Source organism: Calditrichia bacterium, from assembly GCA_020634975.1.
Classification (GTDB): domain Bacteria; phylum Calditrichota; class Calditrichia; order RBG-13-44-9; family J075; genus JACKAQ01.
In genome coordinates this window covers 17,688-43,015 of record JACKAQ010000008.1, presented here as the reverse complement: position 1 = coordinate 43,015, position 25,328 = coordinate 17,688, and the positions used below count along the sequence as shown (strand labels likewise).

General features: G+C 47.5%; 19 protein-coding genes and 1 riboswitch. Of the genes, 11 read left to right on the top strand and 8 right to left on the bottom strand.

From position 1 onward, the window contains the following. Positions 1–151 precede the first annotated feature (151 nt). Positions 152–258: riboswitch (SAM riboswitch) on the top strand. Between the two features lie 138 nt (positions 259–396). The 3 genes from H6629_23465 to metX all read left to right on the top strand — a co-directional run bounded on the left by H6629_23465 (position 397) and on the right by metX (position 4,427). Continuing rightward, entirely contained in the window at positions 397–1,722 is a 1,326-nt protein-coding gene (locus H6629_23465) for an O-acetylhomoserine aminocarboxypropyltransferase/cysteine synthase (protein MCB9070747.1), read from the top strand. Positions 1,723–1,813: 91 nt separating this feature from the next. Beyond that, complete coding sequence (locus tag H6629_23460; protein MCB9070746.1) at positions 1,814–3,247, top strand: aspartate kinase; 1,434 nt, start codon at positions 1,814–1,816, stop codon at positions 3,245–3,247. Then, positions 3,237–4,427, top strand: a complete 1,191-nt coding sequence (gene metX, locus H6629_23455) for a homoserine O-acetyltransferase (GenBank protein MCB9070745.1) — start codon at positions 3,237–3,239, stop codon at positions 4,425–4,427. The genes H6629_23460 and metX overlap by 11 nt, the downstream gene beginning before the upstream one ends. A gap of 82 nt (positions 4,428–4,509) precedes the next feature. Here the strand turns inward: metX and H6629_23450 are convergent, their stop codons facing one another. Further along, the gene (locus H6629_23450; protein MCB9070744.1) at positions 4,510–4,902 is read right to left on the bottom strand and encodes a DUF3224 domain-containing protein; all 393 of its coding nucleotides are present in this window, start codon (positions 4,900–4,902) and stop codon (positions 4,510–4,512) included. A 59-nt stretch (positions 4,903–4,961) separates the two neighbouring features. Further along, entirely contained in the window at positions 4,962–5,678 is a 717-nt protein-coding gene (locus tag H6629_23445; protein ID MCB9070743.1) for an FKBP-type peptidyl-prolyl cis-trans isomerase, read from the bottom strand. Between the two features lie 261 nt (positions 5,679–5,939). Here H6629_23445 and H6629_23440 point away from each other — a divergent pair, with 261 nt between their 5' ends. Both H6629_23440 and H6629_23435 read left to right on the top strand, forming a co-directional pair. After that, on the top strand, positions 5,940–6,626 hold the full coding sequence (locus tag H6629_23440) for a response regulator transcription factor (GenBank protein ID MCB9070742.1): 687 nt from the start codon (positions 5,940–5,942) through the stop codon (positions 6,624–6,626). Positions 6,627–6,686: 60 nt separating this feature from the next. Continuing rightward, the gene (locus H6629_23435) at positions 6,687–8,516 is read left to right on the top strand and encodes a hypothetical protein (GenBank protein ID MCB9070741.1); all 1,830 of its coding nucleotides are present in this window, start codon (positions 6,687–6,689) and stop codon (positions 8,514–8,516) included. On the opposite strand, the gene H6629_23430 is transcribed toward H6629_23435, so the two are convergent. After that, on the bottom strand, positions 8,513–8,848 hold the full coding sequence (locus H6629_23430) for an ATP-dependent Clp protease adaptor ClpS (protein ID MCB9070740.1): 336 nt from the start codon (positions 8,846–8,848) through the stop codon (positions 8,513–8,515). The two genes, H6629_23435 and H6629_23430, sit on opposite strands and share 4 nt — an antisense overlap. Before the next feature lie 293 nt (positions 8,849–9,141). On the opposite strand from H6629_23430, the gene H6629_23425 reads away from it, so the two are divergent. Then, entirely contained in the window at positions 9,142–12,024 is a 2,883-nt protein-coding gene (locus tag H6629_23425; GenBank protein MCB9070739.1) for a TonB-dependent receptor, read from the top strand. Between the two features lie 1,369 nt (positions 12,025–13,393). Beyond that, positions 13,394–15,142, top strand: a complete 1,749-nt coding sequence (locus H6629_23420) for a T9SS type A sorting domain-containing protein (GenBank protein ID MCB9070738.1) — start codon at positions 13,394–13,396, stop codon at positions 15,140–15,142. 208 nt (positions 15,143–15,350) lie between these two features. On the opposite strand, the gene H6629_23415 is transcribed toward H6629_23420, so the two are convergent. Both H6629_23415 and H6629_23410 read right to left on the bottom strand, forming a co-directional pair. Continuing rightward, positions 15,351–16,187, bottom strand: a complete 837-nt coding sequence (locus tag H6629_23415) for a phosphate ABC transporter substrate-binding protein (protein MCB9070737.1) — start codon at positions 16,185–16,187, stop codon at positions 15,351–15,353. Between the two features lie 41 nt (positions 16,188–16,228). Further along, complete coding sequence (locus tag H6629_23410; GenBank protein ID MCB9070736.1) at positions 16,229–17,884, bottom strand: M28 family peptidase; 1,656 nt, start codon at positions 17,882–17,884, stop codon at positions 16,229–16,231. Between the two features lie 247 nt (positions 17,885–18,131). On the opposite strand from H6629_23410, the gene H6629_23405 reads away from it, so the two are divergent. Next, positions 18,132–18,785 (top strand): PorT family protein, encoded by a 654-nt coding sequence (locus H6629_23405; protein ID MCB9070735.1) that lies wholly within the window; start codon positions 18,132–18,134, stop codon positions 18,783–18,785. A gap of 53 nt (positions 18,786–18,838) precedes the next feature. On the opposite strand, the gene H6629_23400 is transcribed toward H6629_23405, so the two are convergent. Genes H6629_23400 through H6629_23390 form a run of 3 tightly spaced genes read right to left on the bottom strand, consistent with a single transcriptional unit; the run spans position 18,839 to position 21,416 of the window. Continuing rightward, positions 18,839–19,009 (bottom strand): FeoB-associated Cys-rich membrane protein, encoded by a 171-nt coding sequence (locus H6629_23400; protein ID MCB9070734.1) that lies wholly within the window; start codon positions 19,007–19,009, stop codon positions 18,839–18,841. Between the two features lie 17 nt (positions 19,010–19,026). After that, the gene (gene feoB / locus H6629_23395) at positions 19,027–21,174 is read right to left on the bottom strand and encodes a ferrous iron transport protein B (GenBank protein ID MCB9070733.1); all 2,148 of its coding nucleotides are present in this window, start codon (positions 21,172–21,174) and stop codon (positions 19,027–19,029) included. A gap of 8 nt (positions 21,175–21,182) precedes the next feature. After that, complete coding sequence (locus H6629_23390) at positions 21,183–21,416, bottom strand: ferrous iron transport protein A (GenBank protein MCB9070732.1); 234 nt, start codon at positions 21,414–21,416, stop codon at positions 21,183–21,185. Between the two features lie 345 nt (positions 21,417–21,761). Here H6629_23390 and H6629_23385 point away from each other — a divergent pair, with 345 nt between their 5' ends. From H6629_23385 to H6629_23375, 3 genes are all read left to right on the top strand, one after another. Beyond that, positions 21,762–23,267 carry a PAS domain S-box protein gene (locus H6629_23385; GenBank protein MCB9070731.1) on the top strand — a complete coding sequence of 502 codons (1,506 nt, stop codon included), beginning with the start codon at positions 21,762–21,764 and terminating at the stop codon, positions 23,265–23,267. Positions 23,268–23,462: 195 nt separating this feature from the next. Then, on the top strand, positions 23,463–24,422 hold the full coding sequence (locus H6629_23380) for a stage II sporulation protein M (GenBank protein ID MCB9070730.1): 960 nt from the start codon (positions 23,463–23,465) through the stop codon (positions 24,420–24,422). Beyond that, positions 24,419–25,327, top strand: a complete 909-nt coding sequence (locus tag H6629_23375) for a hypothetical protein (GenBank protein MCB9070729.1) — start codon at positions 24,419–24,421, stop codon at positions 25,325–25,327. Before H6629_23380 ends, H6629_23375 begins: the two co-directional genes overlap by 4 nt. Position 25,328: the final 1 nt, after the last annotated feature.

The window sequence follows — 25,328 nt, the reverse complement described above, 5'->3', positions numbered from 1 at the left end:
CATGTGCATGTGTATTTGTATGAGATGATTCGGAAGGGTGATTTATAACTAAATTTGAACTTAATCACAGCCCTTCCAGGCATCTCGGAAGGGCTTTTTAATAATGGACTAAATTGCGTATGTAAAAAAAATTTAGCGAAACATAAAATAGCTCTTATCGAGAAAGGCTGAGGGAAAGGCCCTGTGAAGCCTTAGCAACCTGTCAGGATATTTTAGGACAAGGTGCTAATTCCTACCCCGTACGGGGAAAGATGAGAGAGGTGGACATTTTAAATCCTCTATCGAAATCTTTCCGGTAGAGGATTTTTTTTTGACAAAACAATGAATATTAGCGATATCCCGGGAAAATTTTCGCTTAAACATCCAAATATCAAATAAATCAGGAGAATTTGCATCATGAGTGAAGAACGTCAATTCAGGTTCGAAACGCTGCAACTGCACGCCGGACACAAACCGGACGGTGCAACAAACGCACGTGCCGTTCCGATTTATCAGACAACATCATATAATTTCAATAATTCCGATCATGCGGCTGAGTTGTTTGCGCTAAAACAATTTGGCAATATCTATACACGTATTATGAATCCGACAACCGCAGTTTTTGAAGAACGGATTGCGGCGCTGGAAGGCGGCGTTGCGGCACTGGCCACGGCTTCCGGGCAGGCTGCGCAATTTTTGGCGCTGTCAACCATTGTTCAGGCTGGTGAAAATATTGTGTCCACAAGTTATTTATATGGCGGTACTTACAACCAATTCAAAGTGACTTTTCCGCGACTGGGCATTCATGTAAAATTTGTGGAAGGCGACAATCCTGAAGATTTCGAACGGCTGATCGACGAGAAAACCCGAGCAATTTATGTGGAATCCATCGGCAATCCGCGATTAAATATACCGGATTTTGAAGCTTTGGCAGATGTTGCCCATCGCAACGGCATTCCGCTGGTAGTGGACAATACATTCGGGGCAGGCGGTTATTTGTGCCAGCCGATCAAACACGGTGCGGATATTGTCACCCACTCCGCCACAAAATGGATTGGCGGACACGGCACATCCATCGGCGGCGTGATTGTCGATTCCGGCAAATTCAATTGGGCAAACGGTAAATTTCCGGTTTTCACAGAGCCGAGCCCCGGTTATCACGGTCTAAAATTCTGGGAAGTTTTTGGCGCGGATGGCCCGTTCGGGAACATCGCATTTATCATTCGGGCACGGGTGGAACAGCTCCGCGATTTGGGTCCGGCAATTAGTCCGTTCAATTCATTTTTATTGCTTCAGGGGCTCGAAACCCTTTCGCTTCGCGTGGAACGCCACAACGAAAACGCCAAAAAGCTGGCGGAATGGCTTCGCAATCACCCCAAAGTCAGCAGTGTGACATACGGCGGATTTGAAGATCACCCGTATTACGAAAATGCCAAAAAATATCTAAGGGATGGATTTTTCGCCAGCCTGCTCGTGTTCGAATTGGAAGGCGGGACCGAAGCCGGCAAAGCGTTCATCGACAATGTGCAGGTTTCCAGTCTGCTCGCAAATGTCGGCGATGCGAAAACACTGGTAATCCATCCGGCATCGACCACACACCAACAACTCAGCGAACAGGAACAGCTCGATTCCGGCGTAACGCCCGGGCTCGTGCGCGTTTCCGTGGGTATCGAACACATCGATGACATCATTTGGGATTTTGAGCAGGCATTGGCAAAAGTGCCGGAAACTGAACTTGTTTAATTGTATTATTTTCAACTATTTGATCCCGGTTTTTGGTGGAAAACCCGGAACCGGGATTACGGTCTGAAACTCAAAATTATCGAGAGAAAAAATGCAGGTTTTGAAATTCGGCGGAACGTCAGTCGGTAGTACTCAACAAATTCAAACCGTCGTGAATATTTTAAACATCCGTGCAAAAAAGAACCGGCTTGTGGCTGTTTTTTCGGCGATGGCCGGTGTTACCAATCAAATTATCGCGGCAATTGACGATGCGGTGACCTTCGGTGTTCACGGTTCATCGCTCATCCGGATGCTCCAGCAACGCCATTTGGAAACCTTGCGGGAAGTTGCCGAGCCGCAATTTTTTACCGCCGCAGAAGAAACCATCAGCGAAGTGCTGCATGAACTGGATCGCAAATTGAGCGGCATCGCGCTGCTCAAAGAATGCTCGCCACGCACCCGCGATTCGGTGATCAGCATCGGTGAACGGCTGTCGTTGCCGGTGATTGCGGCAGCATTGCGGTCGCTGGGGATTCGCGTTTTCGAAATTGATGCGGCAGAAATTATCAGAACAAATCGCCAATTTACCGATGCCAAAGTAGATCTCGCAACCACCGAAGCGCTGACCAACGCGCGGTTGGAAGGCTTGCAAAATAACGAAATTGCGTTGGTTAGCGGATTTATCGGCGGCACTGCCGACGGCGATGTGACCACACTCGGGCGCGGCGGATCGGATTACAGCGCTGCGCTGATCGGACGCGCGGTGCATGCGGAACTGGTCGAAATCTGGACAGACACAAACGGCGTGCTCAGTGCAGATCCGCGCATCATCAGCGATGCGGTGCAACTGCCGGATATCAGCTATCGCGAAGCTGCGGAGATGGCGTTTTTCGGCGCGAAAGTGCTCCACCCCAAAACCATGAGCCCGCTGGAATCCTGCAATATTCCCTTAATTATCCGCAACACATTTGCACCGGAGCATCCCGGAACGCGAATTGTCTCCGATTCCCGCCCGGACCTCTCCCCCATCACCGCTATTTCGTCAATTTCGGATGTTTCGGTGATCAGTTTGGTGCAATCGCTGAATGTTTCTTCACCGGTTTCGTCAACGGTCATCAAAGCGTTGGCGGGATTGTCCGACCCGATTTTGCTGCTCAATTTCGGCATCGCCGATGCGACGATACGGTTGGCGGTGCACGCCAAAGATGTCCGCAAAATCGTCCAGTTTTTGCGCGAAGAATTAGCCGAACAACTGCGTTTGGGGATCATTCGCGATATATTTGTGGAAGATAACCTCGCGTTGATGGCAATTGTCGGAAAACCGCACCATCTGCAAAACGGCAATCTCAGCCGTATTTTCGAAACGTTTACGCGGCACCACATTCCCACGCGGTCTGTTGCCAGCGGTACTTCCAATCATAGCCTTTCCGTGCTGCTAAACCGCACCGATCTGGATCGCGCAATGAAAGCGCTACATGCCGCATATTTTCAATCCGGAGCAGCAAAACCAGCGACAAACCACGTAACAATGCTTGATGCATATTAATAATAAAAACAGGAGTTTAGCGGTGTCAACTGTCGATCAAAAATCAGAAACAATTCCTGCAGATACCGGACTGCTCGCACCCAATCCGCACACCAAATTCGCGACGCTTTTTGATGAAAAAAATCCCTTTTTGCCCGAACGGGGCGGAGAGCTGCAGCAGGTTCAGGTTGCCTACGAAACGTACGGTAAACTTGCTGAAACCTGCGATAACGCCATCCTCATTTGCCATGCGTTGACGGGTGATGCGCATGTCGGAAACAACCCGCAGCAGGGCGATTTGCCCGGTTGGTGGGCAGAAATTATCGGACCCGGGAAATCGCTGGACACGGATCGATATTTTGTGGTCTGTGCCAATTTTCTGGGAAGCTGTTACGGCACCACCGGACCGGTGAGCATCAATCCCAAAACAGGAAAACGCTATGGCGTTGATTTTCCTGAAGTTACCGTTCGCGATATGGTGCGGGTTCAGCACGCATTAATGCAACAATTGGGCATTCGCGAAATTGCAGCGGTCATCGGCGGATCGCTCGGCGGCATGCAGGTGCTGGAATGGGCGGTGATGTTTCCGGAAATGGTGCGGCGCATTATTCCCATCGCAACTACCGCGCGACATTCGGCGTGGAGCATCGCCCTGAACGAAACCGCACGGCTGGCAATCATGAACGATCCCGATTGGCAAAATGGCAACTACGACAAACAACCGCTGCGCGGTTTATCGCTGGCGCGGATGATTGCCATGATTTCGTATCGCAGCCAACCCTCGTTTCAGGAGCGTTTTGGGCGAGAGGAAGTGGATTTGGTAAAATTAAACGGCAGCGCCAGAATCTTGAACGATCAACCGCCGCGATTTCAGGTGGAAAGCTATTTGCGATATCAGGGCATCAAATTGGTAAAACGGTTTGACGCGAATACATATTTGACAATCACCCGGGCGATGGACAGCCACGATTTATCGCGAAACCGAAAACCGCTAACTGATGTATTATCAAATATTTCCGCAAAAACGTTGTGCATCGGAATTTCATCAGATGTGCTGTATCCGCCCCACGAGCAGCAGGAAATTTCCGAAAATATTCCCAACGCCGAATACCGTGAAATTATCAGCGAACACGGTCACGATGCGTTTTTGATCGAATTTGACCAACTAAATAAAATGGTTTCCGAATTTTTGGCGAGCTAAAAAAATAGCCGGAAAAAGCTGATTTCGCAATTTTTCCGGCTATCAAAAATTTTACAGCAAAAGCTATTTTCTATTAATTCACTCAATCCAGCGAATAGTCGAACTCGTAAAAATGTTTACCGTTGGTGATAATGATTACCATTTTCCCTGCCAAATTTACCAATTGACCGGTCCCGGAATCGGGAACAACTTCGAGAACGAGATGGCTTTCGCCGCGATTCATCATGCCAAAATGTTGCAAAATAAACGAACCGATTTTACCTTTCAACGAACCCGAAACCTGCTCGATTGCCACATAACCCGCACTGCCTTTTACATCGGTTAGCGCGCTAAGCATTTCGCCGGTGCTATTAGCTAATAAATCACCGCTGAACGTTTTGGTAATCGACATTCTACCCAGATTCATTCCGTCCGCACCTTTCGCGAACGATTCCAACGGTTTCATATCAACCGAAAATTCACCTTTTGCGAACATTGTTCACCTCAGACATCCGTATGAATTGAGCATTCCGTTATCTACTTAACCAGTTATAATTACTTAACTTCCAACAATTCAACTTCAAAAATTAATGTTGAATTTGCGGGGATTTTCGGCGATGGGCTGCGCTTGCCGTACGCCAGATTTCCGGGAATGTAGAATTTGTATTTTGCACCGGCTTTCATCAACTGGATACCTTCTGTCCAACCGGGAATGACGCGGTTCAGCGGAAATTCTGCCGGTTCACCACGATCGTATGAGCTGTCAAACTGGGTGCCGTCAATCAGCGTTCCGCGGTAGTGTGTGACAACCGTGCTCATCGCTGTCGGGGTTTTTCCGGTGCCTTCCTGCAAAACTTCGTATTGCAATCCGCTGGCGGTTACTTGCACTTCCGGACGTTTAGCGTTTTCTTCTAAAAATGTTTTGCCTTCCATCTCATTCTCAACTGATTGACGTTCGTTTTCTTCACGGATTTTCTTTTCCAAATCTTGCCGGAAACCAATGATGCATTTGTTGATTTCATCATCTGTCAACATGCATTCGCCTTCTTTAAGTCCGTCGCGCAATCCGGCCATAACCGCATCCAGATTGATGCCGTCTGCATTGGGTTTGATTCCCTGTCCCATCGTTACGCCCATGCTGTAGCTCAGGCTATCTTCCCGGGAATCCAGTTTAAAATCGGATAACGCATCCATCCCGGAACCGGATTTATTTTCGTTACAACCCCAAAGCATTAATAAACCCATAAAAATCAACACGATAATTCGATACATATTTTACCTTTCACAAATAATTTTGTCTTAAAACAGTTAGTTCACAGCCGGATACATTAGTCATAAAATGCCAGACAAGCAAATCCTAAAACAAAAAACATACGAAATACCGGTTTTTTTTGACCGCAATTTTGCACTTAGTACCTGTTGCGATTGCAAGAAAGCTTAATCATTTTGCAATCTATTTGTAATATTGAGCAGTTAATTTTCTTACATTAATAACGGACTTAAAACATTACTGAAAAGGTCTTTACAAAAATGATGAACCAGAATTTTACAATCTACATTGTTGAAGATGACCCGTACATCAACGAGATTTTGGAAGACAACCTTTGGCGCGAAGGCTACCGGATTCGCACATTTGGCGATGGCATAAAAGCACACGATGCGATCACCAAAAGCCCGCCGGATCTGGTGATTTTGGACCTGAACCTTCCTTCGATGAGCGGTATCGAACTGTGCAAATACATCCGCGCAAGTGATCAGACAGAGGAAATCCCGATTATCATGCTCACCGCGCGGAGTGAGGAAATTGACAAAATTATCGGGTTTGAAGTGGGCGCGGATGATTACGTCACCAAACCGTTCAGCCCCCGCGAATTGCTGGCACGGGTGAAAGTTCACCTTCGCCGAACCCAGAAAACCAATTTCAGCGAATTCCGTCAGGATGCGCTGCGTGTGAATTTTGCCACTCACGAAGTTTTTGTGGATGAAGTGCCAACCGATTTAACACCCATCCAGTTCAAATTGTTGAAACACCTCTACGAAGCTGGTGGAAAAGCCGTTTCGCGCCAAAAATTACTGGATTTAATTTGGGGCGAAGATTATTTTGGTGATCCGCGAACCGTTGATGTGCACATCACCCGGCTTCGCGAAAAAATTGATCGTGACGGCAAATTGATTATCACTGTAAAAGGTGTCGGTTACCGCTGGAACAAAGTAAACTAAATATCGATATTCGGTGATTTGCCATCCCGAAAACCATTCATGCAGGATCCTGGAAATTTTATGCGGCAACTAATTAAGCGCAGCCTGCGAATCAGGCTATTGGGGATTATACTCATTTCGTTAACCACCGGACTGTTGATTGTTGGGGTAACATCCTATTTTCAATTCCGCGATTTTTTATATAGCCGGGTTGAACGCGAGCTTCAAAACTATACGGATTTATCGTTATTTTATTTAAATATGGATAAATTCGTGCAAAAAGATATCGATTACATGAAAGCGTATGCAGACAGCATCGCTCAAATTCTGGATTGCCGATGCACCCTGATTGACATTAACGGGGTTGTGCTGGTTGATTCAGAAATCCCGCTCGATCAAACATCCAAAATCGACAATCATTTGGCCCGCCCGGAAGTACAATCTTCAAAAGATTCGAACTACGGTTTTTACATACGGCACAGCAATACGCTGGATGTCGATCTTTTATACATCAGCAAACAATTGGTTTTTAACAACCAGCCGGTTGGATTTGTACGGCTGGCGCAATTTGCCAATCAATCGACCAAATTATTGCGTAAAGCGCAGATGTATTTCGCATTGGGCGGCGTAATTATCCTGCTGCTTTCCGCGTTTTTGGTAGTGCTGCTTTCCCGCAGAATCAACAAAAATGTGGACATTTTAACAAAAAAAGCGCAACAAATTGCCAGTGGCGATCTCGCAACCATCGATATGCGGGCGTTGGGCAACTATCGCGATGAAATCACCGAATTTGGCAGCAGCCTGAACGAAATGGCGATAAAACTGTCCGATAACCTTAAAAAGCTATCGCGCGAACGGCGCGATTTGAGTACCGTTTTATCATCCGTAAACGACGGTATTTTAGCAATTGCACCATCAAAAAAAATCAAGTTTTACAACCAGCGCGCGCTGCAACTGCTGGATTGCAATCTTGCCGAGGTCGATAACCTCTTTTTTTACAAAGTGATACGCAACCAGCACCTCAACTCGTTGATCGATACATTTTTGGCAAAACCATTTTTGATTACCGATGAAATTACGATCGACAAAGACCGCGTTTTTGAAGTGGTGCTCACACCGTTCGATATGGAACGGGAGGATGGCAAAGGCGTGGTGCTGGTGGTGCGGGATATTTCCCATTTCAAAAAACTGGAAAAAATCCGGCGCGATTTTGTGGCAAACGTTTCGCACGAATTCAAAACACCGCTGGCGGCCATCCGTGGTTATTCCGAAACGTTGCTCGACTGGGGTTTGGACGACCCGAACGTAAACCGAAAATATATCAGCAAAATTGTTAAACAAAGTTATCAGCTGGAAAGTTTGGTGCTGGATTTGTTGCAACTGGCGCGGGTGGAACGGCTTGGCAATATCGAGCTGGTGCCGTTTGATCCGCTGATGATTATTTACGATGTGCTGAATGAATATCGCGAAAAAGCCCTCGCCAAAAATCAGGAACTAACGGATTCGCTGAAGCTGGGGCAGGTGCTGATTGTAGGCGATCCGGAAATGTTTCGCTCCATTTTTGTGAATCTGTTGGATAATGCCATCAAATACACACCTGACGGCGGAAATATTATGGTTGACGCGCAGCGAAATGGTGATAGTTGCACATTTTCTGTTCGCGACAACGGCATGGGCATTCCCGCAGATGAACAGGGTCGCATTTTTGAGCGGTTTTACCGTGTAGATAAAGCACGTTCACAAACGATCGAAGGCACCGGACTCGGGTTATCAATTGTAAAACACATGGCAGAATTGCAAAAAGCGGAAATCTGGCTGCAGAGCCGGGTGAATGTGGGCAGTTGTTTTTATGTGAAATTCCGGTTGGCTGAATCTTACAAAGAAAAAGCACTGAATAACGGCGTGGCTTAAATGGACTCCGCCGGTTCGACTATTGCGGACATCGAGCCGGCGCATCGCGGAATTCGCCAATCTGCGCCAAACGCGTGAATCTGGTCGCGTTTAAATTCCGCACGCTCTTTGCTGGTGGTAAACACAATTACCCTTCCCGATGAATCCACTTCACATGCCATTTGATATGCGGTTGTAAAATTGTGACCGAACAATTTCATCAACATTTCTACAACATAATCGTATGAATGATCATTGTCATCCAGCAAAACCACGTTGTATTGCGGAATTTTGCGGGTTTTGGCAACCTTTTTTTCCCGAACCGTCTTTTTGGGTTTGGTTGGTGTGATCACTTCGCTCAACGCTTCATTCCTTTTTGAAAATCAATAAGAAATCCATTTTCAATAATTTAGCACATTTTCGGGTTGAAACCATCCGTTTTTTGCACTCCACATTAAATGTCAGACATCTGAACTTATTTGCCACACAATCATTCCGTAACACCACTGTAACAACCGGCGGCTAATTTTCCGGCATGTTATTGAGAATAATTTATTTTGCAAAACCAAACATCTACGGGAGAAAACAGATGTTGACAAATTTACACAAACATTCCGGAAATCGATTTTCGGAAATACGGAAAGGGATGACGCAGCTTTTACTGCTGGGTCTGATTCTGTTAAATGTATCCATATTTGCACAGGAATCCGGCAGCGTTGTGGGTCGGTTGGTGGATGCCGATAACGGCGATCCGCTGATTGGCGCAAACGTAATGCTGGAAAATACAATTTTGGGTTCAGCAACCGACATCGACGGAATGTTCACGATTATCAACGTGCCCGCCGGAACCTATACGTTGGTGGTCAGCTATGTTGGCTATCAGGAAACGCGCATTACCGATATCGAGGTGAAAGCCAACGAATCCTACAAACTGGATTTGGGTGTCAAATCGCAAACCATCGAGGGTGAAGAAGTTGTTGTCGAAGCCCGGATGATCGAAAACACCGGTGCAGCGATGCTCAAAAAACGCCAGCGTTCCGACGCTGTCAGCGACGGTGTGAGTTCCGAAGAATTTTCCCGTTCCGGCAGCGGCGACGCCGCAGAAGCCATCAAACAGGTGGTTGGTGCATCGGTAGTGGACGGAAAATATGTGTATGTTCGCGGGCTCGGCGATCGTTACAGCAGCACCCAGTTGAACGGCGTTGAGCTGCCCAGCTCCGATCCAGACAAAAAGGCTTTCCAACTGGATTTGTTGCCCACCAATTTATTGGATAACATCACCACAATCAAAACATTCACACCGGACAAACCGGGCAATTTCAGCGGCGGTATTGTGGATGTTGCCACAAAAACTTTCCCGGATGAACAAACGCTGAAGCTCAGCTACTCTTCTTCGATGAGCAGCACCGCATCGTTCAACGACAACTTTTTGTCTTACAACGGTGGCGGGCAAGATTGGCTGGCAAAAGATGACGGTGCCCGCGCACTGCCGACCAGCATCGAAAACGGAACGCTTGGCGCAGACGGATTTCCATCCCGCACCCAGATTCGCCAGGATTTGCGATTCGGCACCGGCGATGTTGCCGCAAACGCCGAACAAATCGGGAAATCTTTTTCAGAAACGATGAATGTGAAACGGCAATCCGTGCCGCTAAATCAAGGCCTGGGGTTGTCCTACGGCAACAAGATGGCATTGGGCGGCAGCAGTAGTCTGGGCTATCAGGGCAGCCTTACTTACAACCGCAGCTACTCTTTTTACGATGAAGGCGAAGTGGGTATTTACAGCGCAAATGCGCAAAGCGACGAACTGATTCCGCAGCTGATCCAAACGGATGCGCAGGGAACGGAAGAAGCCAGCATCGGCGCATTGGGCACGTTTTCTTTCAATTTGACGAACGCTCAGCAAATTGGCGGAACGGCGTTTTACTCGCGCAACGGTACATCCAAAACACGATCGATGACTGGGAAATGGCCGCAGGAATTAGGCGACGGCGATGAGCGTATCGTCAACAACCGGGTGCTGGAATATCAGCAGCGCGATATTTTGTCGCTGCAACTGTACGGACGCCACAACTTCAGCGGGCTGAACAATGCATCCATCGAGTGGAAAGCCTCAAGTGCCGCAACTTCGCAGGATGAGCCGGATCGCCGGTTGATCTTTTTCATCTACGATTCGAGCAACACTGTTGCGCCTTACACAATTACCGGATCGAATTTCGACGATCCTTCCCGCTATTTCAGAAATGTGGAAGATGATTCGCGGAACGTAAACCTGGATTTCAGTATGCCGTTCGGCACCGGAACCAGTCAGGCAAAATTGAAGCTCGGCGGCGCCTATCAAACCAAAGATCGCGAAGCCCGCGAACGCATTTTTTCATACGATACGGATGACAAATTGCTGAATGCGGTAAACGGCGATCTCGATCTGTTTTTCAACCACTCCAATTTTGAATATTCGCTGGATTCCACCCGTTTTGGTCTGCCGGTATCCGGGAACGTCATTTTCGATAACTCAAAAGATAAAAATCAATACGACGCGGAAGAAAATATCGCAGCAGGCTACGCGATGGTTGATTTTCCATTCACATCCAAAATGCGGTTTGTGGGTGGTGTGCGATACGAAACTACCGAAATATCGGTAGTTAGCCAGGATTCCACACTGGATCGCGGTAACATTGACGAACAGGATTGGTTGCCATCTGCAAATCTGGTTTATCAATTGACATCGAATATGAATTTACGACTGGCTGCAACCCAAACGCTGGCTCGCCCGAATTTCCGGGAAATTGCCCCCTACTCCACCAAAGAATTTGTCGGCGGTTTTGAATTTGCGGGTAACCCGAACCTGAAACGCACCCTGATCCAAAATTACGATTTGCGCTGGGAATGGTTCAAACGTCCGGGCGAAATTATCGCAGTGAGCGGTTTTTACAAAAAGATGAAAGACCCGATTGAACGGACATTCCCGGAAGGTGTGACCGCTTCCAACCGCATCGAAACGCTGGAAAATGTGGGCGAAGCAACGCTTTACGGCATCGAACTGGAAACGCGGGTAAATATGGATTTTGTTGCGCCGAAACTGCGTAACTTCAGTGTAGGTGGGAACTTATCGCTGGTTCAATCTACCGTAAATGTGCCGGATGTTGAGTTGGCAAACCGTCGCAGTCTGGACCCTAATGCCGACGATACCCGCCCACTACAAGGTCAATCACCGTATATTTTCAACATCGATTTTACCTACGGCAACCTGATGAGCGGAACAACTGCGTCACTGTCTTTCAACACCTACGGTGAGCGGCTCGCGAAAGTCTCCCGAAATTTCACCCCGGATGTTTACGAACAACCGTTCAACCGGTTGAACTTCACGCTTTCGCAGCGCATTCTGCAGCAAGTTTCTGCAAAATTTGCAGTGAAAAACATCCTCAATTCCGCATATGAAGAAACCTATAATTTCAACGGCAGCCAAACGGTTTACCGGAAATACAAACAGGGAACCGGCTTCTCTTTGGGAATTTCTTACGAAATGTAGTTTTTAAACAACTGCTCCGCACGGATCAGGCGCGTGTGATAAACGGAGCGTTAGAATTCCAGTTTTAACGCTCCATAATTTCAAAAAACTGTTGAAAATAAACATCATTTACATAAATAAATCTTTGATTTTAACTATCACAAACTCATACAAAACATCAATTTAGGAGATCTTCTTTATGAAGCGATTCTTACTCAGTGTTTGCATGTTGATGATACCGTTTTGGGCAATGGCTCAAGTTACGGTCACCAACGACATCACAACCAATACAACCTGGTCTGCAGCAAATGAATATCTGCTGGACGGGTTAATTTTTGTCGATCCGGGCGCGACACTCACCATCGAGCCGGGAACAGTTATCAAAGCCAAACAGCAATCAACCATCACCACCGGCGACGGCGCCAGCGCGCTGATTGTGCGTCGCGGTGCGAAAATAAATGCGCAGGGCACACCGGATTCGCCGATCATTTTCACCAGCGAACTGGACCAGTTGAACGGCAACCTCAGCGCCATCGACCGTGGATTGTGGGGCGGCGTGATTATTCTGGGCGCGGCCACAACCAACCAGCCTACCACCGAAAACCAGATCGAAGGTATTCCCCCGTCGCTCGACGCCAAATATGGCGGCACAAATGACGCGGATGATTCGGGAATTTTCACTTTTGTTTCGATTCGCCACGGCGGATTTTCCATCAGCGGTGTTCCCGGTGACGAAATCAACGGATTGACGATGGGTGCTGTCGGCAGCCAAACAGTCATTCACCACATTGAAGTTTTTGCCAATCTTGACGACGGATATGAGTGGTTTGGCGGCACGGTAAACACAAAATATCTGATCTCCGCATTTTGCGCGGACGACGCGTTTGATTACGATCAGGGTTTCCGCGGCAAACATCAGTTCTGGTTTGCAGTGCAGGCACCGGACGAAGCTGGTCGCGGTGGCGAGCATGACGGCGGCGACGATGACGAAACCGGAACACCGTTGGCAATCCCGATGATCAGCAACGTTACCTACCTCGGCGCCGGCAAAAATGCAACACCGGCTGGCGACGGCAACGATCGCGCCATTTATTTCCGTGACAATGCCGGCGGTAAATATTACAATAGCATCTTTTACGATTTCACAGGCAACGGCATCACCGTGGAAGATTTGGCTTCCGGCGATGACAGCCGCATTCGTATGGAAAATGGCGAACTGGTGCTCGCCAACAATTATTGGTTCGAATTTGGCGCCGGTAACGATCTGAACGGCATGTCCACCCAAGATTTTGTTCGTGACCATCTCGCAGCTAATCAGAATGTTGTCGCTGACCCGATGTTGCGCGGCACCGATCGCAACGGCGGCAGCAACGGACTCGATCCCCGCCCGATGCTCAACAGCCCGGTTGTCGGCGCTGCCAAGCTGCTGGACGATGGATTTTTCACCGAAACCGGATTTGTCGGCGCGTTTGATCCCAACCAGCCGCTGTGGAGCAACAACTGGACCGCGCTGGATGCATACGGTCACACCGGCGATATTTCCGGCGGCTCCCGCACAGTTGTCGATGTTTCCGCAGATATTACAACAAATACAACATGGACAGCCAACAACGAATACTTGATGGACGGTTTGATTTTTGTGGATCCGGGTGCTGAACTGATCATCCAGCCCGGAACGATCATCAAAGCCAAACAGCAATCAAGCATCACTACCGGCGACGGCGCCAGCGCATTGATTGTTCGTCGCGGCGCGAAAATCAACGCTCGCGGAACGGCAACCAGCCCGATTATTTTCACCAGCGAACTGGATAATTTGAACGGCAACCTCAGCGCTATCGATCGCGGATTGTGGGGCGGTGTGATTATTCTTGGCGCAGCAACGACCAACCAACCGACGACAGAAAACCAGATCGAAGGTATCCCGCCGGCACTCGACGCCAAATACGGCGGAACGAATGACGCAGACAACTCAGGTGTGTTTGTTTACGCATCGATTCGCCACGGTGGATTTTCCATCAGCGGTGTGCCCGGCGACGAAATCAACGGTTTGACGATGGGTGCTGTTGGCAGCGAAACCGAAATTCACCACATCGAAGTATTCTCAAATCTGGATGACGGTTACGAATGGTTTGGCGGCGCAGTGAACACCAAATATCTGGTGGCAGCTTTTTGCGCGGATGACGCATTCGATTACGATCAGGGTTTTCGTGGCAAACACCAGTTCTGGTTCAGCATTCAAGCTCCGGACGAAGCCGGTCGCGCCGGTGAACACGACGGTGGCGACGATGATGAAACCGGAACACCGTTGGCGATTCCGGTGATCAGCAACGCAACCTACATCGGTTCTGGCAGCGCGGCAACGCCCGCAGGCGACGGCAACGATCGCACCATCTACTTCCGCGATAACGCCGGCGGAAAATATTACAGCAGTATCTTTTACGATTTCACAGGATACGGTATCACGGTTGAAGATCTGGCTTCCGGGGATGACAGCCGCGTGCGTCTGGAAAACGGCGAACTGGTGCTGAGCAACAACATCTGGTTCGGTTACGGCGCAGGCAATACGCTGACCGCCATCGCACCGCAAGATTTTGTGCAAACCCACCTGACCGCCAATAACAACCAGGTTGCCGATCCGCAATTTGCCAGCATCAGCCGCGAAGCGACCAGCAGCCTCAACCCGCGTCCCGCAGCAGCCGGACCGGCAGGCAGCGGCGCAGTTGTTCCGTCGGATGCATTTTTCACACAGGTGAGTTATAAAGGCGCATTCAATCCCGATCCGAACGTAACGTTGTGGATCAAAGGTTGGACAGCGTTGGATCAGGACGGCGTGTTGGGCATCGAAGCATGGGAAACCAAATTGCCGGAAGTGCCGAACAACTTTAACCTGTCCCAAAATTATCCGAACCCTTTCAACCCGTCAACCAACATCCGGTTCGATCTCGTAAAATCGACCAACGTGAAATTGAGCGTTTACAACATTCGCGGACAGTTGGTGGCAACCCTCGCAGAAGGATTCAAACCCGCCGGTTCTTACGTAATTACGTGGAATGCGGTAGATTTATCCAGCGGTGTTTATTTCTATCGACTGGAAGCGGACGGTTTGGTTGAAAGCCGAAAAATGATGCTTCTCAAATAAAGCAAACACCTCTCCCGTAAAAACGAAGGGCGATACTCATTTGAGGATCGCCCTTTGTGTTTGTATCGCAGCAGCAATTTTCACAAAAATGACATCGAACTGACAGCCTGCCGCAATAACAAATGGTTAATTTTTGACACGCTTTTCAAAGCAGACCTCCTGCTTTTCTCTTAATGCGCCGCCCGTTCTCCCCCGCTCGGGCGGTTTTTTATTTGATTTCCCACAGCGGAATATATCCGGATTCCTCAACAATTTGCTGACCCGCTTCGCTTAGCACCCAATCGATAAATTGACGGGTAACGCCGCGCGGTTTGTCCACTGTGTAAAAATAGAGATATCGCGAAATCGGATACAGATCATATTGCACACTGCTGTGCGTCGCCGGAATGCTGTTTACCCGGCAATGCCGGAGATCCTGCCCATATCCCAATCCGCCGTAACCGATGGCATTGGGATGGTTGCGAATGTGTCCGACAATTTCCCCGGTGGTTTGCAGCACCAGCGCATCGGTTGAATAATCGCGATTTTCCAAAATATGCTCCCGGAAATATGCGTAAGTGCCGGAACTTTTTTTAGGTCGGCAAAGCACCTCAATCGGCGCATCGTTGCCGCCGACTTCCCGCCAATTGCGAATATCACCGCTAAAAATTTCTTTCAATTGTTTGAGGGTGAGATCGGAAACCGGGTTTTCGGGATGCAAATAAACGCTCAGCGCATCGCGGGCGACCAGCACAGCCAATCCGATTTTCTGGAATTCCGCAGCCAATTGCTGCACTTCCGAGGTGTTGATCGGGCGTGATGCGGTGGAAATTTCCACATCGCCGCGAATCAACGCCTGAATGCCGGTTGCAGTCCCGCCACCGCTCACGTAAACCGAAACGCCCGGATGCGCGACCATGAACGCCTGTGCCCATTTTTCGCTGAGGAGCAACATCGTGTCCGATCCTTTAATGCGAATGATTTGCGGCGATTGTTGGCGCGTTCCGCCGCAGGCGAGGAGCATCGCAATACAGCCAATCAGCAACATTTTTTGAATAGCTTTCACTGGTGTGTCTTCCGAAAAGTTGGTCCGAAATTCCAAATAAATTATCGTTTTTCCGCGATTGTTTGCAGCCGGACAGTACGAAACCGCGAGTTGCTGTGCCACTGCGGTTCATCATCGCTGCTCGCCAGAATGGCGCACAATTGCGCCAAAAACCGGGTGTGCAGTCGCGCAGCTTCCAAATTCATCGGTTGATACATATCATCAAATGGCGTGTGATAGCGCGTTTCGCCCCATTCGCGAATCAGTCGCAATCCTTCCGCCGGCGTGAGGTTGCGATAGTTCAATCCCTCCATCGTCAGTACGGATGGAATGCCCGCCTGCGCAAAAGCGATCTGATCGGAGCGATCGAATGCCTGCATCATCACGATCATTTCCGGCAGGTTGGCAACCTGTAATCCGGTTGCACCAGCGGCATTCGCCAGAAACGCATCGAGCGAAGACAGCTCAGCGCCGATGCCAACAATATCATCGAACAAATCGAACATCGCCAGCCCGTCGATATTCACATTTGCAACTGTCTGAAACAGCGGCACCACCGGATGATCCACATAAAATTGCGAACCGAGCAGCCCTTTTTCTTCGCCGGTGAGCAGCACAAACAGCACCGAACGCCGCAGATTTTCGCGCGATTCGGACAGCACGCGGGCAATTTCCAGGGTTGCCGCAACACCGGCGGCGTTATCAAAAACGCCGTTGTAAATCGAGTCGCCGGCGACCGCCGGACCAATCCCCAAATGATCGTAATGGGCGCTGACGATCACCGTTCGTTCTGCCAAAACCGGGTCGTTGCCGGGTAAAAATCCTATCACATTCGGTGATCGAAAATTCCGCTCGATGAATTCGCCTTTAAACGACAGTCGGGAATTTAGCGTAAAATTTTCCTGTTGCCCCTGTTCGGTATTCTGGCGCAATCTATCCAACGGAATACCGGACTTTTGCAACAATTCGTAAGCGGTAACCGGATTCAACACCGCGCTGAACTGGCTGACGGAACGATATGCCAACGTCACATCTTCAAACGTAAATTCGCGCTGCAATCGCTCCCAATGTTGCGAATTTGTGTAAAATTGATCGGCAATCAGCAGGATTCCCAACGCTCCACGCGAGATTGCCTGACGCAATTTGGCTTCAGGCAATGCGTAAATACTTTCTGCTTTTCCGTCAAAATATGCAAGGTTTTCCGATGGCGGTTCACCCGAAAACGCGACAACAATTTTGCCGCGAACATCGGTATTTTGATAATCGTTATAATCGAACTCCGGCGCAACAATACCGTATCCGGCAAAAACCATCTCAACCGGTTGCGAAACAAAGGTTTGTGGTCCGGTTTTCATCAGTAAATAATCGCTACCGAGATTGAGATCGATGATTTTTTCATTATAGTGAATCCGCAAAACAGATTCTGCCAGCGGCAAACTGCCGTGCATGGGTATCATTTGAAAATAATCTTCCGTTTGTCGGGGAGATTGCAGATTGTATCGCCGAAAAACGCCGCGAATATAATCTGCGGCGGCGAGTTCGCCGGGCGTTCCGGTGCCGCGCCCGGCTAATGCATCGCTGCCGAGAAACGCCATGTGCTGCCGCAACGAATCCCGGGAAATTTCCCCCAAAACGGGCTCAAATTTGGTTTGGGCAAAACATTGCATCGCGCCGAGCAAGCCTGCAATCGCAAATAAATGTCGCGTTTTTTTTCTCAATCTGCTCCCGATTCGCAACGGTTTCAACTGTATTATTCGTTCGTAAATAATATCCCGGCATTCACAATAAATCAATACTAAAAATCGCCACACAGCAAATTAACCCATATTGCGACATCTATCACAGAAAAATTGAAAATTACTGTTGAAATTGATCACCTGAAATGTGTTAATTATACTCGAATTACGTAAAAAATACGCAGCCATTAACGAGCTGCAAATAAAAACCCCCGATAAGGAGATTATTATGAAGCGATATTTTGCTACCCTCTTGGTGCTGTGCATGATGATTGGAACGCAGTCCGTTTTTGCCCAATTGTCCATCAAAAAAGGCTTGAAAGCCGGTTTGAACGTATCAAATTTCAGGGCTGATACAGATGAAGGTGAGGAATTAAAAACCAAAAATGGTTTCAACGGCGGCGTCTATCTGGAAATTGATCCGATTGGCCCGTTGTCATTTCAGGGTGAAGCGTTGTTTACCCAAAAAGGCGGAAAATTAGTTGAAACAGATGGCAGCAATGAAGCAGAAACGACTCTCAAAGTAAATTATTTTGAAATTCCGGTATTAGTGAAATTGCAGGTTCCGGTTGCACCGCCATTGGTATCGTCCAATTTTTATGCCGGTCCGGCGTTCGCGTTCAAAGCCAGCGAAAGTGCCGATTATAAATTGAACGGCGAAGATGTGGACGTTGAAGACAGTGAAGATCTGTTCAAAGGATCGGATATGGGTGCGGTTGTCGGCGCCAGCATGTCCTTTTCGACTATGGGATTGGCATCCGTATTTATCGATTTGCGATATACCCTCGGTTTGTCCAATATCATCAAAGAAGAATTTCAGGAAAATGATGACGACACCGCAAAAAATGGTGTGATTTCGTTGTCGGTCGGTTTGGGATTCTAATTCGAATTAACAAAATGACACAACATGAAAACGCCGGTAATTGCCGGCGTTTTTTATTTCTGGATAATTTCGATAGTTGATGAGGGTTGCGATTTGCCGGCAGCACATTTGCTGCAACCGCCGCATTCGCTTTCAGCAGTATTTTTGCTAAACAGGGTATAGATGATGTAAATGAGCGCAAACCCGACAATTGAAAATGCGATAACTTCTTGAAAATCAATCATTTGTTCACCTCCATTTCTTAACCTAAACCTAATAACAATCCACCCTGATACACCACCAGCGAGCCGATATACGCCAGCGCAGTCATATAAACAATCATGATAATCGGCCAGCGCCAACTGTTGGTTTCCCGTTTCACAATTGCCACGGTGGACATGCACTGGCAAGCCAGCACAAAAAATACCATCAACGAAATGGCAACTAACGGTGTGTACCGCGGTTTTCCGGTTTCGGGATCGGTTTCGTTGCGGAGCGCATCACGAAGGCTGAGCGAATTTTCATCGCCACTTTCTACATTATATATGGTTGCCAGTGTACTAACCAGCACTTCGCGGGCGGCGAATGACGTAATCAGACCGATGCCCAGTTTCCAGTCAAAACCCAGCGGTTCGATAACCGGCTCGATGATCTGCCCGATTTGTCCGGCATAACTTTGGCGAATTTGTTCGCCGGCTGTGGCTTCTGTTCCGGCATCCGTTTTGGGATAAGATGACAAAAACCAGAGCACCAGCGACATCGCCAGAATAATTTTTCCGGCGTCAGTGACAAATATTTTGGCGCGTTCCCACATTTGCAACAGCGTCCAGCGCAGCGAGGGCAGGCGATACGGTGGCAACTCCATCATAAAAGATGCCGGCGATCTGCCGCGAATCAGAAATTTTTTGAACACCAATGCTGCAACAATTGCCGCAACCACACCCAATAAATACATTGCCAGCAATGTGAATCCAGCAAGTGAAAATACGCCGGCAATCCGTTGGTTCGGGATAAATGCGCCGATCATCAGCGTGTACACCGGCAAGCGGGCGCTGCAACTCATGAGCGGTGCAATCATAATTGTGATCAGCCGTTCCTGCCAGTTGCGGATGGTCCGGGTTGCCATAATGCCGGGAATGGCGCAGGCAAAAGACGACAGCAACGGAATTATCGAACGCCCGGAAAGCCCGGCACCGCGCATAAATCGATCCATCATAAATGCAACGCGGGTCATGTATCCGGAATCTTCCAGCAGTGAGAGGAAGAAAAAAAGAAAGAGAATTTGCGGCAGAAAAACCAGAATTGAGCCAACGCCGCCAATGGCGCCATCGACAATCAAACTTTGCAACGCGCCCGCCGGCAGCAGGTTGGCAACCAGTTCACCCAACCATCCGACACCGGTTTCAATGGCATCCATCGGCGCTTCTGCCCATGTGAAAATCGATTGGAAAACAACCGAAAACAGCAGCAGAAATACAATTGGTCCGGCGATATGATGCGTCAGCACCTGATCAATTTTATCGCTGAAGCTGCGTTTTTCTTCGTCTAAACGACATATGATTTTGTCGCAAATGCTATCCACCCAACGATAGCGGACTTTGGCTTCCAGTTGCTGCCATTCGTCATATTTATCATAAATAACACTGTTCAGTTTTGGGTAATCTGCAGTACTCAATTTGCCATTTGACGATGCGGCATTTTCCCGAAAGGTTTTCACTTCGCGGAATATGCGCTGCAGCCGCAACCGCGCTTCCAAATTTGTAAGTTCAGTATTTTCAGCAATTTCACCGATAAAGGGTTGGTAAAATGTTTCCAGTGCAGGATCTTTCAACCATTGCGGGGGCGACACTTTTTTGCTATCCGTCGATTCAAGAATGTCAAAAATTGTGCGCCGTAATTCGGGAATGCCTTCCCCTTTGCTACCAATAACCGGAATAACGGTAACCGCCAGCGATGCAGCAAGTTCATCAATGTTGATTTCGATGCCATGCGCTTTGGCGACATCCACCATATTCAGTGCCAGCAATGTCGGTTTGTTGAGCTCCAGCAATTGGCTGACTAAATACAAATTCCGGTTCAGGTTACTGGCATCCGCAACAACAACAATCAGATCGATCGCATCATCTGAATACAGCGTTTCTACGGCAATTTCTTCGTCCAGCGATTGCGGGTTCAAGCTGTATAATCCGGGTAAATCGATAACTTCAACCTTTGCACCACCGGGCGAAATGAGCATGCCCGATTTTTTTTCAACCGTAACGCCGGGATAATTACCCACTTTTTGGCGCAATCCGGTTAGTGCATTAAACACGGAAGTTTTGCCTGTATTTGGGTTGCCCACAAGAGCAACCCGGAATTTTTTTATGGAATATGACTGGTGTGCCGTCAGGTTTTCAACATTTACAGACATCGATAGCGCTATCCCTTTTCAACCAAAATAGAGCGGGCTACGTCTTTCCGGATCGAAAGGTTGTAGCCCCGGAAACGAATTTCCATAGGATCGCCCAAGGGTGCAAACTTGATCAACTTTACCGGTGTGCCTTCCAGAAGCCCCATTTCCATCAGACAGTTGGTATCGCTGGTGCAATTGCAATATTCCCGGATAACGCAACATTCGCCCGGTTTCAATTTGTCCAGAGAGTCTTGATTCATTATTTAGCCCCAAACTAAAAAATTAATATTAAACCCCTCAGTAATTATCTACGACACAATTTAGATGGTTGATCTGTTTTTTTCAACACTGTTCGAGAATAAGAATAATTCTCCATTATCAAAATAAATGCCGGACAAGTTCCAGTGAATAATAAATTTACGGCATCTATTAAATATCGCCGTCCGGAACCGGTTTCACGAACTGTTTATGCTTTTTGTTTCGAAAAACAATTTTTTATATGAGTAAATAAGTTGCTGTTTCTGACGACGTCTATTATATTTACGAAATCTGTATATGACCGTTGAAATATGACTATTGAACATTCATTCTTCGAAAGGCCTGCGGTGCAATCATTTTTCCGGAACCAACACAGTTTTCAGATTTTTGTTGAAACTGCGTCACATGCGATTATTGTCAGTAATTCGACGGGTAAAATTGAATACGCAAATGAATCTGCAGCAAAATTACATTTGTGCAACAGGGATGAGTTGATCGGACAACCCGCAGAACTGCTTATTCCGGAACGGCTTCGCGAACAATATCAACAATATATTGGGAAAACGCCGTTAAACAACCATCAAAATACCCACACCCATCGCCTGGATACTTTCGCCCTCCGGTCGGACGGTTCGGAAATTCCGGTTGATATCAACCTGAACCGTATTGAAATCGATGACGAAAACTATCTCATCAGTTTTATTTCGGAAATCAGTCGCCGAAAAGAAGTGGAGAACGCGCTTCGGGAAAGCGAAGCCCGCTATCGCGGATTGTTTGAAGATGATTTAACCGGAAATTTTATCATGGACGGACAGGGCAATATTTTGATGTGCAATCCGGCATTCGCCAAATTGTTCGGATTTGAAAATCCCCGGGTTGCTCAATATTCCGATTTTATGGAACGCTTTACCGACGATGAAGCCCGGACAGATTTTATCGAAGAAATACATCGTCAAAAAAAGCTTGCCCTTTACGAAATCACCCTCCGCAAAACCAATGGCAAACTGATTTATGTGTTGGCAAATCTCGTCGGAAATTTTAACGATGCCGGGAAATTGACCGGAGTGAAAGGCTATTTGCTGGATATCAGCCGCCGCCGGGAAATTGAAGCACAGTTTCTGCAAGCCCAAAAAATGGAAAGTTTGGGCATTTTGGCAGGGAGCATCGCGCATGATTTCAGCAATTTTGTATCGGTCATCGAAGGGTATGCGGAAATCATTTTGATGAAAATGGATGAAACCGATCCGATGCGAAATTTTGTTGAAAAAATACAGCAAACCAACAAACAGGCTGGTCTGTTAATCAAACAAATACAGGCATTTAGCAGAAGACAGGAAGCGCTGTTAATGCGCATCGATCCCAATTACGCCATTCGGGAAATTAAAGAAATACTCGATCGGTTGATTGGGAAAAAAATCAATTTTCAACTGCATTGCGGCGTGGATATCGGCACGATTATCGCAGATCCGGTTCAACTGGAGCAAGCCATTATGAATTTGGCAGTGAACGCCCGCGACGCCATGCCAAATGGCGGCACGCTTACCGTTCGGACCTATCGAACAAAACTCGGCGAATCGGATGTGCTCCACAGTGAAGCCGAACCGGGTGAATTTGTCTGCATCGAAATACAGGATACCGGCATCGGGATGGACGAAGAAACAAAATCGCACATTTTTGAACCTTTTTTCACCACAAAACCGCGCGGTAAAGGCACCGGTTTGGGACTCTCGACCGTTTACGGAATTATCAAACAAAGTCACGGGCATATCAGCGTAACATCTTTTCCGGAAAAAGGCACCACGTTCAGGATGTTTTTTCCGATTGTTCCGATAGAAAATGCGGAAAGCGTGTGATGCTCCAACGTGCAAACATGGATTATTTCTAGCGGTTTTAAAATCGCATTTTATCGTTCGATTCTCATAATTTTTTAACATGTCCCCTCCCCTGTTTTTCGGTTTCCTGTCAATTTTATGTGTGAAAATTGTAATTTTTCGGCTATATTATTCGAATAATTTTATTAACGCTAAACCCGGAATTTTAGTTGAGTTATGAAAGAAGTTGCCTTTCTTAAACTGAATGCCGAAAAATGGAAAAAGCTGGAAGGGTTACTGAACAATTCCGAACCGGTGGACGCAGATATTTACGCCGGTTTATTTCTGGAAATAACCGACGATCTCTCATTCGCCCGCACCCATTTTCCCGGTAGCAAAACAACGCAATACCTCAACGGTTTGGCCGGAAAACTGCATCAGGAAATTTATAGCAACAAACGAACCGATAAAAACCGCCTCGTTACTTTTTGGAAAACCGAACTACCGACACTTTACGCCAACCATCGCAATTCTTTGCTTTACAGCTTTGTCATTTTTTCGATTGCGGTGATGATCGGCACCGTTTCCACACTGAATGACACGTCATTCGTCCGACTGATTTTGGGTGACGGATATGTTAACATGACCGAGCACAACATCGAAAAAGGCGATCCGCTGGCTGTTTACAAAGATGCCCGGCAACTGCAAATGTTTTTTGGGATTACGCTGAACAATATCCGGGTGTCTTTTCTTTGTTTTAGTGCGGGTATTTTGCTATCGGTCGGCACAGCTTTTATGCTATTTACTAACGGCGTGATGTTAGGAACTTTCCACACCTTTTTTTATCTGAATTCGCTGTTGGGCGAATCTTTGCTGGTTATTTATATTCACGGTGCGCTGGAAATTTCGGCAATCATCATTGCCGGTAGCGCCGGATTGGTGTTGGGCAACAGCATTTTGTTTCCCGGTTCATTTACCCGGCGGGAATCGCTGCAACGCGGCGCGAAAGATGGATTGAAAATCGCCATCGGTTTGGTGCCGGTTTTCATAGCTGCCGGATTTCTGGAATCGTTTGTGACCCGATACACCGAAATGCCGGTTGCTTTGAGCCTGTTGATTATTTTTGGCTCGCTCGCATTTATCGGATTTTATTTTATCGCATATCCTGCTTATCTGAACCAAAAGGCAAAAAAATGAACATGACTGAACAAATTGATTTTCGCCAAACCCGCGATTTCAGTCAGGTACTGACCGAAACATTCAACTTTGTCCGCCAGAATATCAAAATTCTGGGGACACATTTGGTTATTGTAATGGGATTTCCGGCGGTTTTGGTAGGGTTTCTCACCGAATACTGGACGCCGAATGCAACCGATTTTCAAACATCCGGATTCGATTTTCTTGATTATTATGCGGCACTGTTGCCACTTTATTTAATCGCAATGTTGTTGAGCATTTTTTATTCCTGCCTGATTTACGCATACACAATGTTGTATATCGAACGCGGTTTCGACCAGTTCGAAACGCGCGATGTGTTCAATTATGCCAGCCGCTATCTGTTGAAAGCAACCATTGCATCGCTGCTTTCTTTTGTGTTTTTGATGGTTGCCGTTGTGATGTTTATTTTACCGTTTTTTTATATTCTGGTACCGCTGTCATTTTTATATATCGTTATTTTTAATGAAGATAAAGGTATTTTTGAGTCCATATCCCGCTGTTTTGAAGTGGTTTCCGGTAACTGGTGGAACACTTTTGGGTTGATCATTTTGCTCGGCGTGATTGTTTATATGCTCACCATCGCGGTTTCCGTGCCGCAAATTTTGATGAGCGTTTTCATTGAATTCAACGCTGCAAAAAATGAAGATATCGAAATGTATCGATTGATTTCGGCATTTTTGGGCGTTTTTACCAACTTAGCCGGATACCTCATTTTTCTCATTTTCCATTTTGGGATTATTTTCCAGTATTTCAGCTTGGTGGAACAGAAAGAAGTTCCCGGACTGCTTCGCCGCATCGATTCCATCGCCCAATCCGAAGAACCCGATGGCGAATCGCCACCGGCGGCGATAGATTCCAACGCATCACCCGGGGATAAAGAATAGC